Origin of the sequence: Aestuariivirga litoralis (genome assembly GCF_015714715.1) — a bacterium.
Taxonomy (GTDB): domain Bacteria; phylum Pseudomonadota; class Alphaproteobacteria; order Rhizobiales; family Aestuariivirgaceae; genus Aestuariivirga; species Aestuariivirga litoralis_A.
Genome location: NZ_WAHS01000002.1, coordinates 640947 through 654165, shown reverse-complemented (window position 1 = coordinate 654165; position 13219 = coordinate 640947). Strand labels below are relative to the sequence as shown.

The 13219-nt window shown below is 58.6% G+C and carries 15 protein-coding genes; 3 read left to right on the top strand and 12 right to left on the bottom strand.

Annotation, left to right across the window (positions count from 1 at the left end):
- The first annotated feature begins 6 nt into the window (after positions 1-6).
- Complete coding sequence (locus tag F8B91_RS14910) at positions 7-333, top strand: hypothetical protein (RefSeq protein WP_196504638.1); 327 nt, start codon at positions 7-9, stop codon at positions 331-333.
- Here F8B91_RS14910 and F8B91_RS14905 read toward each other — a convergent pair.
- From F8B91_RS14905 to F8B91_RS14885, 5 genes are all read right to left on the bottom strand, one after another.
- Complete coding sequence (locus tag F8B91_RS14905; protein WP_196504637.1) at positions 330-1262, bottom strand: aldose epimerase family protein; 933 nt, start codon at positions 1260-1262, stop codon at positions 330-332. The genes F8B91_RS14910 and F8B91_RS14905 overlap by 4 nt on opposite strands.
- A gap of 62 nt (positions 1263-1324) precedes the next feature.
- On the bottom strand, positions 1325-3139 hold the full coding sequence (locus F8B91_RS14900; protein ID WP_196504636.1) for an IlvD/Edd family dehydratase: 1815 nt from the start codon (positions 3137-3139) through the stop codon (positions 1325-1327).
- A 114-nt stretch (positions 3140-3253) separates the two neighbouring features.
- Positions 3254-4183, bottom strand: a complete 930-nt coding sequence (locus tag F8B91_RS14895; RefSeq protein ID WP_196504635.1) for an alpha/beta fold hydrolase — start codon at positions 4181-4183, stop codon at positions 3254-3256.
- A 79-nt stretch (positions 4184-4262) separates the two neighbouring features.
- Entirely contained in the window at positions 4263-4973 is a 711-nt protein-coding gene (locus F8B91_RS14890; RefSeq protein ID WP_196504634.1) for a hypothetical protein, read from the bottom strand.
- A 98-nt stretch (positions 4974-5071) separates the two neighbouring features.
- On the bottom strand, positions 5072-5488 hold the full coding sequence (locus tag F8B91_RS14885) for a hypothetical protein (RefSeq protein WP_196504633.1): 417 nt from the start codon (positions 5486-5488) through the stop codon (positions 5072-5074).
- A gap of 217 nt (positions 5489-5705) precedes the next feature.
- Between F8B91_RS14885 and F8B91_RS14880 the strand changes: the two genes are divergently transcribed.
- A complete protein-coding gene (locus tag F8B91_RS14880) occupies positions 5706-6158 on the top strand; it encodes an Hsp20 family protein (protein ID WP_196504632.1) in 453 nt (150 codons plus the stop codon).
- A gap of 19 nt (positions 6159-6177) precedes the next feature.
- Here the strand turns inward: F8B91_RS14880 and F8B91_RS14875 are convergent, their stop codons facing one another.
- Genes F8B91_RS14875 through F8B91_RS14855 form a run of 5 tightly spaced genes read right to left on the bottom strand, consistent with a single transcriptional unit; the run spans position 6178 to position 10530 of the window.
- Positions 6178-7350, bottom strand: coding sequence for an MFS transporter (locus F8B91_RS14875; protein ID WP_196504631.1), 1173 nt, complete (start codon positions 7348-7350; stop codon positions 6178-6180).
- A gap of 13 nt (positions 7351-7363) precedes the next feature.
- Positions 7364-8107: an SDR family oxidoreductase gene (locus tag F8B91_RS14870; protein WP_246715275.1), complete on the bottom strand. Its 744-nt coding sequence runs from the start codon at positions 8105-8107 to the stop codon at positions 7364-7366.
- A gap of 1 nt (position 8108) precedes the next feature.
- Positions 8109-8735 (bottom strand): 2-dehydro-3-deoxy-6-phosphogalactonate aldolase, encoded by a 627-nt coding sequence (locus F8B91_RS14865; RefSeq protein ID WP_196504629.1) that lies wholly within the window; start codon positions 8733-8735, stop codon positions 8109-8111.
- Positions 8735-9625 carry a 2-dehydro-3-deoxygalactonokinase gene (locus F8B91_RS14860; RefSeq protein ID WP_196504628.1) on the bottom strand — a complete coding sequence of 297 codons (891 nt, stop codon included), beginning with the start codon at positions 9623-9625 and terminating at the stop codon, positions 8735-8737. Before F8B91_RS14860 ends, F8B91_RS14865 begins: the two co-directional genes overlap by 1 nt.
- Positions 9622-10530: an SMP-30/gluconolactonase/LRE family protein gene (locus tag F8B91_RS14855; RefSeq protein ID WP_196504627.1), complete on the bottom strand. Its 909-nt coding sequence runs from the start codon at positions 10528-10530 to the stop codon at positions 9622-9624. The genes F8B91_RS14860 and F8B91_RS14855 overlap by 4 nt, the downstream gene beginning before the upstream one ends.
- A gap of 119 nt (positions 10531-10649) precedes the next feature.
- On the opposite strand from F8B91_RS14855, the gene F8B91_RS14850 reads away from it, so the two are divergent.
- Entirely contained in the window at positions 10650-11150 is a 501-nt protein-coding gene (locus tag F8B91_RS14850) for a TIGR00645 family protein (RefSeq protein ID WP_196504626.1), read from the top strand.
- On the opposite strand, the gene F8B91_RS14845 is transcribed toward F8B91_RS14850, so the two are convergent.
- Together F8B91_RS14845 and F8B91_RS14840 are read right to left on the bottom strand one after the other, a co-directional pair.
- Positions 11151-12089 carry an MBL fold metallo-hydrolase gene (locus F8B91_RS14845; protein WP_196504625.1) on the bottom strand — a complete coding sequence of 313 codons (939 nt, stop codon included), beginning with the start codon at positions 12087-12089 and terminating at the stop codon, positions 11151-11153.
- 9 nt (positions 12090-12098) lie between these two features.
- The gene (locus F8B91_RS14840) at positions 12099-13193 is read right to left on the bottom strand and encodes a calcium:proton antiporter (RefSeq protein WP_196504624.1); all 1095 of its coding nucleotides are present in this window, start codon (positions 13191-13193) and stop codon (positions 12099-12101) included.
- Positions 13194-13219: the final 26 nt, after the last annotated feature.

Here is a 13219-nt window from a genome sequence, read left to right as displayed (position 1 = left end):
GGCGCCATGCTTGCCCGCAACCTGAAAGACATTGCATCCTACCGCCAGCCGATGATCACTTCGCTTGGGATCATCATGGGCTTCCTGCTGAACTTTCTCGCGGGCTGGGCCACCAAGGAAGACCAGGTTTCCGAGATTCATAGCATCGCCGATATCATCGTGGCGGTGACGCTACTGCCGGCGTTGGTGCTGATGCTGCTGGTGCTCTACCGGATGCTCGACATGCGCCACAAGGTGGAGGATGTGGAGACGATCTATATGCGCACGCTGCGGCTCTATATGACGGCGATCATAATGGCGTTTTGCGGCGTGGCTGCAGCGCTGTTCTTTTAGCTAAACCGCCACTCAATCCGGTTGCGGTAGGTTCTGCCAGGGCGCAGCACGCTTTGCGGGAAGTTCGGATTGTTCGGTGCGTCCGGCACGTTTTGCGGTTCAATCGCGATGGCCTGATGCTGCTGCAGCGTCTGCCCCTTGCCGGGGATTTTATCGCTCCAGTGCAGGGCCGTATAAAACTGGATGGCGCTTTCGGTGTTCCACACTTCCATGCGGCGGTTTGATTTCGGATCGCGCATGGTGAGCACTTGTTTCAGTTCGCCGCGCTTGCCGTCCATCACGAAGCAATCATCATAGGGCTGGCCCACGGCGCGGAGTTTGCGGAAATCATATTTGGTGCCGGTGACGTCAGCAATGTCGCCCAGTGGCAGCAGGTTCTTGTCCACCGGCAGATAGTGGCTGGCATGCATCTGGATTTCCTGGGTGAAGGCGTCGTCCTTGCCGGCACTCGGCCCCATCAAATTCCAGTAAGCGTGGTTGGTGAGGTTGATCACGGTGGGCTTCGTCGTCGTGGCGGTGAGTTCGGCCCAGAGCGTGTTGCCGGTGAGGCCATAAACCGCGCTGGCTTTCAACTCGCCGGGAAAGCCCTGATCGCCATCCGGGCTGGTGAGCGTGTAATGCAGCTCGCTGCCTTTTTTGGTCACGGCCCAATCGCAGCTGCCGAAGCCCTTGGGCCCGCCATGCAGCTGGAAACCATCCTTGTTGTTGACCAGGTTGACGCGTTCGCCATCCAGATCATAGCCGCCTTTGGAAATGCGGCCCGCGTGGCGCCCGCAGGTGACGCCGGCGGAATTATCCCATTTGGAAAAGTCAGGATCGAGCGGCGTTCCGAAGACCACATCGCGGCCATCAATTTCCAGCGCCACAAGGCGCGCGCCGTGATCGGCGAAAGTTGCTTTCAGGCCGGGGGATTTGATTGATTTGAACATGGCCACATCCTCTTGAAAGACTGGGTCGGCGGACCTGAGCCCGCCGATGGAGAGTTTGCAGTTTAGTGATTGTCGCGCGGGATGCCCATGGTCTTGGCGACGCGCTGGAACTTGGTGGCTCCCTTGATCACCATGCCCTGGGCAAGTTGATCAGTAGTGTTGCGGAAGATTTCCTGCCACGGCGTTTGCGACGGTGCAACGGGGTAGCCACCGCTGGCTGCAAGCTCGGCCTGGCGCTTGGCGATCTCTTCCTTGGGGACCAGCATGTTGCAATCGCCGGTATTGAGATCGACGCGCACCATGTCACCATTCTTAATGACTGCGAGCCCACTGCCGGCTGCCGCTTCGGGCGAGGCATTGAGGATCGAAGGCGAACCCGACGTGCCAGACTGGCGGCCATCGCCTACGCAAGGAAGGGCGCGGATGCCTTTTTCCAGCAAGTAATTCGGTGCACGCATATTCACCACTTCTGCGGCACCCGGATAGCCCAGGGGGCCCACGCCACGGATGAAGAGAATGGTGTTTTCATCAACGCCCAATTTCGGATCATCGATATTGGCATGATAATCTTCCGGACCATCAAACACGACGGCCTTGGCTTCGAAGGCATTCGGGTCTTTCGGGTTGGACAGATAGCGCTGGCGGAATTCATCGGAGATCACGGAGGTCTTCATGATGGCTGAGTCAAACAGATTGCCATGCAACATCTTGAAGCCGGCGGTCTTCTTGAGCGGGTCGTTGAACTCGCGGATCACCTTGCGGTTCCATGAGAACTTGCCCTTGTTGTTTTCGCCGATGGTCTTGCCATTGGCGGTGATGCAGTCCTCGTGGATCTTGCCGGCCTGGATCAGCTCGGCCATCACGGCGGGCACGCCACCGGCACGGTGATAGTCTTCGCCGAGATATTCACCGGCGGGCTGCAGGTTGACCAGCAGCGGCAATTCATAACCGTGCTTTTCCCAATCCTTCACCTCAAGCTCGATGCCGAGATGCGCGGCGATGCCGTTCAGATGGTTGGGCGCATTGGTGGAACCACCGATTGCGGTGTTGACGACGATGGCATTTTCAAACGCCTTGCGCGTCATGATCTTGGAGGGAGTGAGATCTTCATGCACCATTTCCACGATGCGCTTGCCGGTTTCATAGGCCATCTGGCCACGCTCACGGTAGGGTGCGGGGATTGCGGCATTGTAGGGCAGCGTCATGCCCAAGGCTTCGGCCAGCGAGTTCATCGTGTTGGCGGTGCCCATGGTGTTGCAGAAGCCGGTTGAGGGCGCCGACGAGGCCACGAGATCAACAAAGCCCTTATAGTCGAGTTCGCCGGTGGCCAGCTTTTCGCGGGCCAGCCAGACGATGGTGCCTGAACCCGTACGCTGGCCTTTGTAGTCGCCGTTTAGCATCGGGCCGGACGACAGAGCGATGGCCGGAATATCGACGGTGGCGGCGCCCATGAGGCAGGCCGGGGTTGTCTTATCGCAGCCCACGGTGAGCACCACGCCATCGAGCGGATAACCGTAGAGCACTTCGACGAGTGAGAGATAGGCAAGGTTACGGTCCAGCGATGCTGTCGGGCGCTTGCCGGTTTCCTGGATCGGATGGATGGGGAATTCAAAAGGCACGCCGCCGGCGGCGATGATGCCATCGCGCACGCGCTTCACCAGTTCCACGTGAACACGGTTGCACGGCGAGAGGTCAGAGCCCGTCTGCGCGATGCCGATGATCGGCTTGCCGCCCTGCAATTCGCCCTGGGTGAGGCCGTAATTGAGATAACGCTCAAGATAAAGCGCAGTCATGTCGGCATTGGCTGGATTATCAAACCAGTTCTGCGAGCGCAGTTTCAGCTTGTTTTCAATCTTGCTATTGGGCGCCTTGGTCATCGTTTCCGTCTCGGTTTCTTGAAATTTTATTTGTCGTACAATTACATTAGTGGCGGGAATGGCTTTCGTCCAGCCGTTAGAGTGTTGCAGCGCAACCTTGACGGACAGGAATGATCAGCCGGTGACGAAGGCGTTGAAGGCCGCGAGAAAGCGCTGCCGGATGGCATTCTTCTCATTGAGGATTTCGTGCTGGCTGTCGGCAATGGTGAGCGACGAGAAGCCGGGCGCGCGGGCGAGGAACATCTTGGTGGCATCATTATTCACCACCCGGTCCAGTCCTGCCATGACGATCAAAGTGGGGCAGGAGGGGCCTTGCGCCTCTGGCCAGGCCTGCAATTCATCCATGGAATTCAGGGCCGCACGGAACCAGCCGAAGGTGGGCCCGCCAATGGCGAGCTGCGGGGCGTGTTCCAGCGAGGTAATATCACGGTCCCAGCGGCGGCGATCCGAGGTGAGCGGATTGTTCGGGAAGTCCTCGCGCTTGTAAGGAAGATTGGCGTAGCCGGGTAGGATGCCAGTTTTCATGCCGAAAGTGGTGGCGCCAATCGCCATGCCGCGCGCCACCCAGCGCGGCCAAGAGCCATAGTGAAAGCCCATCAGAGGTGCAGACAGCACTACGCGGTCCAGCCATTTGCGGCCGCGCAAGGCGCGCAGCATCAGGTGGCTGCCGGTAGAATGACCAAGGCCGTAAAAAGGCTTAGGGCATTGTGCCACGAGCAGGCGCGAATAGACCGCATCAATGTCGAGATCATAATCAGCAAAGCTCCTGACATAGCCACGCTTGGGATCGGCAATCAGGCGCTGCGAGCCGCCCTGGCCGCGCCAGTCAAAAGTGGCCACGGCAAAGCCCTGTTTCATCAGGTCATTCATCGTTTCGAAATAGCGCTCGATGAATTCGCTGCGGCCATTGGCCAACAGAACTGTGCCCTTGGGGTTTTTCGGCACGGCAAAAGCAGCGCGCAGCTTCACCTTGTCGGCGGCGAAAAGCTCCACCACGCGAATGCCGGGCGGTGCCTTGTTTTCTGGCGTTGGGAAAAGCTGCATGCCCCCGTGTCTAGTCTGACACCAGAGTGGAGGCAAGCCGTCCCATAAAACCAGTGGTTTAGGGGCAGGTTTTGAAAGCCTAGAGTTTCTTGACTGCGGTCAATTCACCGCTCTTGGGATTGACTTCGATCTCGAAGGGCTTGCCGCCACGCTCGGCTGAATAAACCAGCGAGGTTGCCGCACAGGATTTGCTGGCCACTTTTTCAAAACCGAAACTGGAGACGATGCTGGCACCCTTGTCACAGGTCACAGCGCCACCCTTTTTGGGCGCAGCTTGCGTGGTGGACGCTGTGGTAGCGGCGGGTGCCGTTGTTGAGGTTGTGGCTGGCGCGGTGCTGGCGACCGTGGTTGTGGTACTGGCCGATGTCGACGATGAAGTAGAAGCCGTCGTCGTCGTGGGCTTGGCCGGGGCCTTCTTCTTCACGACGGGCTTGTTGGCCTGGACAATGACTTTGCCTTGTGGCTGCACCGGATAGACGGGCGCTGCGTAGGGCTGGTTATAGCCATATTCCTGCTGCTGGTCGTATTGCTGATAGCGCTGTTCGCGATGATAGCGGCGTGCCATTTCGCGGCGATACATGCGGTATTGCTGCTCGTCAAAATCCTGAGCGCGCGAAGCGTAGGGGTCTGGCCCATAAATGGCTTCGGCGTCATCCTGGCCATAGTCCTGCTGGACCTGATGGTAGGGGCTATCCTGATTGCCCTGCCACCAATAGGGCTGCTGGGCTGCGGCTGGCTGGACCAGGCTCAAAAATGGCAAAATGGCCAGCGGCAAAATTTTCTTCAGCATGTCTCTCTCCATGACACGGATGTCATGCCCGGCAATCTCCACCGAAAGAGGGCATGATTAGGGCAGAAAAGCGGGAGGCCTCGGCCTCCCGCCGGATTTCAATAGACCGGATCGACGCTGACGATGCGGCCGGCGACCGAAACATCCACGCTGAACAGGCGGCCACGCTTCCAGGCTTCATATTCGTAAACCGGACGGCTGCAATCGGTGGCATGGACGCCGCGGAAGCCTGAATTGCGCAGCAAGCCAGCGCCTTCATTGCAGCTCATGCCATAACGCACGGGCGGGGGCGAATAGTCGCCATCAAAATCACCACCGAAACCGCCGCCCCAATAATGCGGGCGCGGATGCGGGTGACGCCAGCGCCAATCGCCGCCACCAGGATAACCACCGCCCCAGCCGCCGTCGCCAAGGGTAATGCCAAAACCGATACTATCGGCCTTAGCGGCGGGTGCTACCGCGAGCATTGCAGTTGAAGCAATGGCGGCAGCGGCAAAAATCATCTTGGATATCATGGCAGTCACTCCTGGTACGCGGCGATGGTGCACCCCACCATCTTCAGGCGTCCATATTAGGGCAGAGGAACTGAATGAAGCCCAAAGGGGCTGTTCATCTGCCGTTCATGTTCGGCCGCGACCGGGGGGTTGAAATCGGGTTTTGGCATCCCATCTCACGCCTTGTGGATGCCTTCGGGGTCCACTGAATTGTCAAATTGCTTAAGGAGAATATGACATGTTTGACTTTACCCCCCTCTATCGCAGCTCGGTTGGTTTTGACCGCCTGTTCCAGCTTCTTGATGAAGCCGCTGCCACCGAAAACCAGACTTATCCGCCCTATAATATTGAGCGCGTCGGCGACAATGAATACCGCATCACCATGGCGGTTGCCGGCTTTGGCCCGGCCGATGTTTCGATCGAAGCCAAGGGCAACACGCTGACTGTGACCGGCAAAAAGGCCGAAAAGGGCACCGCAGGCGAAATGCTCCACCAGGGCATTGCCGCACGTGGTTTTGAGCGCCGCTTCCAGATGGCTGACCATGTTGAGGTCAAAGGTGCCGACATGGACAATGGCCTTCTGCATATCAGCCTGAAGCGCGAATTGCCGGAAGCCTTGAAGCCGCGGCAGATTGCGATCAACGGTGTTGCGCCGAAGCTGAAAGCGATTGACGGCGAAAAGGCCGCCTAACGAGAAGTGAGTAGCAGTGCTACGTTGCGAGGCGCGGGGAAACCTGCGCCTCTTTTCTTTTGTCGATTTCGCGGGCGATCCACATGCTGAAGCCGATGGCGGTGGCAATGCCAATAGCCGAGGCCAGATAGATGCTGGCGATGCCGAAGCTTTGGGCCAGAATCCCCAGAAGGAGCGGCAGCAGAATGCGTGGCGGGCCAGAGACCAGAGATATCAGACCAAAGGCGCTGGCGCGGTTGGCGGGGGCCAATCTGGCGGCTTGCGAAAACAGGCAAGGGAAAATCAGGCCTTGCCCGATGCCGACCACGGCAAAGGCAATGACTGAAATCAGAAAGCCCGGATCAAGTGCGAGTGTGACAAAGCCAACGAGGCCCACACACAGTGAAACGGCCACCAGCTTGAGATCGTCAAAGCGCTGGCGCAGCCTGTCGCCCACCACGCGGATGCCACCGCTAAACAGGCCGTAGAACGCAATTCCGAGGCCGGAATAGGCGGCCAGCTTGGGCTGCAGCGCCGCCAGCAATTGGCCGGACCATTGCACGCAGGTGAATTCGGCAGCGACTTCGAGACCCACCACCACGCCCATCAGGATCAGGATTTTGCGCGGAAATTCACCCTGCGATGCGCTTTCATGGGAGGCCGTGACAGGTCGGTGCGGAATAGCTTTGTTCACGGCGTAAATGGCGGCAATCGTAAAGGGCAAGGGCGGGATGAGCGACCAGACCGCACCATAATTCACCGCGATGAAGCTGCTGATCAGGCCGAACAACCCCATGGCCAGAAGCACGGCACCATGAAAACCGCCAAACAGCGGCTTGCCCGCGTCATGTTCCACCACGGCGGCTTCAGCATTCATGAATAGATCGAGCGCGCCAATCGACGTCATCAGCAAAATAAATGAAAGTCCGAAGGCGAACACCGATTGCACCATGAGGCTGTAGACCAGCGCGGCAAAGATCACCGGCATGATGAACAGCATGACGCTGCGGTTGTCGAAGCGCTTGGCGATCTGCCCGCCGAGTGACATGGCCACAATATTGGCGGCAGTGCCCACACTGGTAAGCACGCCGAACCAGAACGAGTCGGTTCCCGATTGAGCCTTCAAAACGGGAATGGCACCGAGCTGTGCCCCCATCATCGCGCCAAAGGCAATAAAGGTGAGCGTGACGGCGACGCGAGGCGTAATCTTCATAGAAGTCTTTCGTTCAGCCGCGGCCAACCAGCGGCATTTTGGTGGCCATCACTGTCATCGTAAGGACGTTTGAATCGAGCGGCAGCGAGGCCATGAACACCAATGAGCGCGCCACATCTTCCACATCCATGCGCGGCTCTGGTTTCATGGTGCCATCGGCTTGCGGCACGCCGCTGGTCATGTTGGCGGTCATGTCTGACGCTGCATTGCCGATATCGATCTGTCCGCAGGCAATGTCATATTTGCGGCCATCAAGAGAGGTTGATTTGGTGAGGCCGGTGATGGCGTGTTTGGTGGAGGTATAGGGCGCTGAATTCGGGCGCGGGGCCTGCGCCGAGATCGAGCCGTTGTTGATGATGCGGCCGCCACGCGGGCTCTGGTCCTTCATGATCTTGAAGGCTTCCTGGGTGCACAGGAATGGCCCGGTCAAGTTCACATTCACCACATTCTGCCATTGCTCAAAGGTCAAATCTTCCAGCATCACCGTGCCGGGAGCACCCGTGCCGGCATTGTTGAAAAGCACATCAAGGCGGCCGAATTTCTTCTTGGTTTCGGCAAAGAGCTGCGCGACTGATTTTGCATCAGCCACATCGGTGGCGACGCAGAGGGTTTCACCCTCCATCTGCTTGGCCGTGTCCTGCAGCGCGTCGAGCCTGCGGCCCGCCAATACGACAGCGTAGCCCGCCTTGCCCAATGCCTTGGCGCAGGCTCTGCCGATGCCGGAGCCAGCGCCGGTAACGAGTGCAACTTTCTTCATATCAGACCTTTGCTTTCTGCCAGGCAGCGACGAGTTCGCCTGCCGATTTTGCAACATGTTCGAGCGTGGCACGGGGTTTGTAGAGGGACGAGCCGATGCCGAAGCCGGATGCGCCGGCCTTGATCCAATCCGCCATGTTGGCGGGGGTGACGCCGCCCACAGCATGGACCTTCACATGCTTGGGTAGCACGGCCTTCCATGCCTTGATGGTTTGCGGTGATGCGACTTCGGCGGGGAACAGTTTCAACTGGCTTGCGCCGGCGCGGATGGCAGCGAAAGCTTCGGTGGGCGTGAACACACCGGGCAGGGGATTGAGGCCCAGTGCCACGGCGCGCGCTATGGTGGCTGGGTTGCAATCGGGAGAGACGGAAATGGTGCCGCCAGAGGCTTTCAGTTTTTCAACATCGCTTTCGGTGAGCACCGTGCCTGCGCCCACCACCATTTTGCCGGCGAAAGCCTTTGCCAGTTTTTCGATGGAGACGAAGGGTTCGGGTGAGTTCAGCGGCACTTCGACGATGCGGATTCCGGCTTCATAAAGCGTGGTGCCGACATCCAGCACTTCAGCCGGGGTGACGCCGCGCAGGATGGCGATGATGCCGCAGGCGTCCAGTGCATCGTTCAGTTTCATCAGATCAATCCTGCTTCATGGGCTATGAGGCGCTGGCCATCGATGGCGCAGAGGGGATCACCCAGTTTGACGTCGAGACCGGCCAATTTCAGCGCGGTGATATAGGCTGCCCCCAAAGCGGGCGAGGCGAGAACGAGATAGGCCGCGCTTTGGTCGTGGCCGATGGTGGCATGCGCCACTTCCTGGCCGACAAGCAGGCCCGACAGATAGGAGGCCAGGCTTTCAGGCGGCAGATCATTGAACAGACCCAAAGTGCGCACCGAGAACAGCTGGTGCAGCAGGGCTGCTGGATCGGAGAAGGCTTTCTCGATGCCGCGCGCGAAGGCCTTGTCGTCCTGCGGGCCATCCTGCATCAAGCGGCCGAGGATGGAATTGTTCTTGTAGAGCGCGAAGCTTTCGCCGGTCATGTAAGTGGCGAAGCCGATGACTTGCGCGTTCTCCACGTCGATCCATTTGGAATGGGTACCGGGGGTGATGAAATGCTTTGCACCGGTGGCCAGTGCGCCAAAGACCTGGGTTTCTTCGCCACGGATCACGTCATGGCCGATGGAGGGGCTTTCGTAATGCAGCCCGGTGATGAAATGAATGTTGCGGGCTGACGTGGTTGTTTTGGTCGTTATGGATTTGGCCAAGGCGGAGGCATCCGCAGGGCATTCGGCATAGGCGCATTCAACCCAGCCTTGGCGCGAGGTGATCATGCCGGAAGCGATGACGGGAAGGGATTTATCCCAGCTGCCGATATGAGTTTCGAGTGTCTCCTCGAATTTCTGGTCCTTGACGGCAAGAATGCCTTCGGGAGCGGAGGTCTGATTGACCACCTTGCCTTCGGCATTGACCTCATAGGCACGGAACGAGCTGGTGCCCCAGTCCAGCGAGATGAAAGGTTTCATGCCGCACCGAATTTGTGCTTGGGCAGGCCTTTGACGCCGGGATTGAAGCAGAACAGGCCACCTTCCAGCGGGCGCTTCTTGAACATTTCGGGCGGCATGTTGGCGCAGGCCGAGGTGACATAAATCGTATCCAGCTCCGGCCCGCCGAAGACCACGCAGGTGGGGCGTGTGACTGGCATTTCGACCACCCGGTCAATGCGGCCCTTGGGGTCGATGCGCACGATGCAGGAGCCATCCCATCGCGCCGACCAGAGGAAGCCATCAGCATCCACGGTGGCGCCATCGGGATAACCGTGGAGCTTGCTGTCATTGAAGATGCGCTGGTTGGACAGGTTGCCGCTGTCGAGATCAAAATCGAAGGCGTAGATATTCTGGTTCTTGGTATCGCTGAAATAGAAGGTCTTGTTATCGGGTGACCAGTTGGGGCCGTTGGACACGCCGACATTATCGAACATCAGTTTCGATACACCATCGGCGCCCACGCGATAGAGCGCGCCGGAATCGCGGGTGATGTCCATGTCGCTGCCATCGGCCGCGATATTCTGCTGCATGGTGCCGAACCAGAAGCGGCCCCTGGCATCGGCGGCACCATCATTGCCGCGGTTTCCGGGGCGGTCAATTTCGGGCCGCGCAAAATCGGTGAGTGCTCCCGTGGCGGGATCAAAGAAGAACAGGCCCGGCTCTCCGCCGATCAGCAGGCGGTTGCGGTTTGCCAGTGCAAAGCAGGTAAGCACGATTGGAAAAGTCCAGTGCCTTGTGGCACCAGTGGCGGGATCGAGGATGTGCAATTTGCTGGTGGGCGCGATATCCAGCCACCAGAGGCATTGGCCATCTTCGTCCCACAGGCAGCCCTCGCCCAGCTTGTTCTTGGCATCGAGAAGGCAGGTAATGGGCGGCTGGGACATGGGACTGCGTTCTAGCGAAACCGGCTGGCTTCGCCAATGGGTTCAGGCGAATAGATTTTAGACTGGAAATGCATGGATCGTTTCCCATATTGCTGGGAAAATCGCCCCAAGGAGAAAAGATGAAGAAGCTGGAAGCCGTTGTTGAATATATTGTGTTGGGTTCGCGCTGGCTTCTGGTGGTGTTTTATTTGGGCCTGGCGCTGGCGCTGGCCATGTATGGCTTCACCTTCCTGATCAAGCTGAAGAAGCTGTTCCTTGAAATGGGCACGATGGAGGAGACCGACGGGATCCTGCGCATCTTAAGTCTGATCGATGCCAGTCTGGTGGCCAGCCTTGTCGTGATGGTGATCATTTCCGGTTACGAAAATTTTGTGAGCAAGCTGGATGGCGGCAAGCAGGTGGAGCTGAACTGGCTGGGCAAGATCGATGTCAGCTCGCTCAAGGTGAAGGTGGCTTCCACCATCGTGGCGATTTCGTCGATCCATCTTCTGCAGGTGTTTCTGAACTCAGACACCTATACCGGTGAGAAGATGATGTGGCTGACCATCATGCATATGGCATTTGTGGTTTCGGCTTTGATGCTGGCTTTCATTGACCGGGTGATGCCCAGCCACGATTGATCAGAACAGCAGAGTTTCGCCGATATCCGCCACGGTGAAATCCTTGGCAGTGAGCTTGCGCGCGGCTAGCGCCACATCGAGTGCGGCGACAGGCGCATCAATCGCCTCATCAGTGAGCTGCACCGTGCCGTGATGGATGGCGAGGCTTTGCTTTGAGCCGAGCAGGATATGAGCTTCGACCGCCTCTTCGGGATTCATATGCTGGGGCGCCATGAACCAGCGCGGCTCGTAAGCGCCAATCGGCAGCAGCGAGAGGCTGGGCGCGCCGAAAAGCTCACGGGCTTCGCGGAATGTCTCGCCGGTGCCAAAGCCGGTATCGGCGCCGAAATAGATCAGGCCTAGCGGCGTTTCCAGCATGAAGGCGGCCCAGAGGCTTTTGTTGGTGTCGCCCAAGGTGCGCTTGGACCAGTGCAAGGCCGGCAAGGCCGTGACTTTCGCCTCGCCATGCGTATGGCTCTGATGCCAATCCAGCTCCACGGTTTCAAAGCCCGGCGCGTGGCGCCTGTTGTTCAGAGGGGTGATCAATTTGGCCTTGGTGTTGCGCGCCAGCCATTTCAGCGTGGGCTTGTCCATGTGGTCGTAATGGCTGTGGCTGAGCAGGATGAGATCCAGCGGTGGCAGGTCTTTCAGCGCAATGCCCGGTGCGCGCACGCGGGATGGGCCGATCAGCTGCGAAGGGCTCGCACGTTTCGAGAAGAATGGATCTGTCAAAACATTGAGACCTGCCACTTGCAGCAGGACGGTGGAGTGTCCGATCCACGTGGCAGCGATTTCCTTGCCGTCCACCCGCTGTGGCGGCGGCGGATAAGTCTTGTTGTCGATATGCTTCGGCCATTTCTGGCGCGAACCGCTGGTTTGCCATTTCAGGATTTCGCTGAAACTGGCCTGGCCGCGCTGCGTGGGCAGGGTGAAACGGCCGTCGATGATCTCATATTTCATGATCGGGTTTTAGGGCCATGCTGTCAGGAACAGGAAGGCGCCAAAGATCACCAGATGCACAGCGCCCTGCAGGATGGTGGTGCGGCCGGTGGCCAGCGTGACGGAGCTGATGAACAAAGTGAGCACAAGAAGTGCGGTGGATTGCGGGCTGATCCCCAAGCTCAATTTGTCGCCATGCCAGAGCGAATAGGCCGCAAGCGTGGGAATGGTAAGCCCGATCGTGGCAATGGCGGAACCGAGCGCAAGATTAAGACTCGTCTGCAGATCATTGACACGGGCGGCGCGCAGTGACGCAATGCTTTCAGGCAGCAGAACGATAAACGCGATCACCACGCCGAGCACCGCAGTGGGCAGGCCCGCAGCGGCAATGGCGGCATCAATCGGCCCCGACAACGCCTTGGCCATCAACACCACCGCAACAAGCGACAGTGGCAGAAAGATGAGCGCAAGTGTCACCGCGCGGCGGTGAAGCGGAATATTGACGGCGTTTTTTTCACCAGTGACGAAATAGTCGTGGTGGCGCACGGTCTGGACGAAAACGAAGATCGCATAAAGCACCAGGCTGATCGTGCCCACGAAGGCCAGCTGTGGTGACGAATAGACCGGGCCCGGCGCGGTGGTGGTGAAGTTCGGCAGGATCAATGAGAGTGCGGCCAGTGTAGCAAGCACGCTGAGGGCGGCGGCCGCGCCATCGAGTTTGAAACGCTGCACATGAAAGCGTGCTCCACCCATAAGCAGGGCCAAGCCCACAATGCCGTTGAGCACGATCATCACTGTGGCAAAAACCGCATCGCGTCCGATGACTTCCACACCGGGTTTGCCGGTGGACATTTGCGAGATGATAAGAGCCGCCTCGATCACGGTCACGGCGAGTGCCAGGATGATGGAGCCGTAGGGCTCGCCCACTTTCAGAGCCAGGATTTCAGCGTGGTGCACGGCGCCGAAGACGGCAAATCCAAGCAGCAGGACTTCCAAAATGACGATGGGTATGGACGAACCGAAATCAACGCCGGCCTGTTTTAAACCAAGAAAGAGCAATGCCACCAGAGTAGAGATGATAAACGCCCAAGGCGTTTTATTGATCGAAGTCGAAGGGTTGGCCATTTGGGCAATCTAGGCAATTGCCAGCG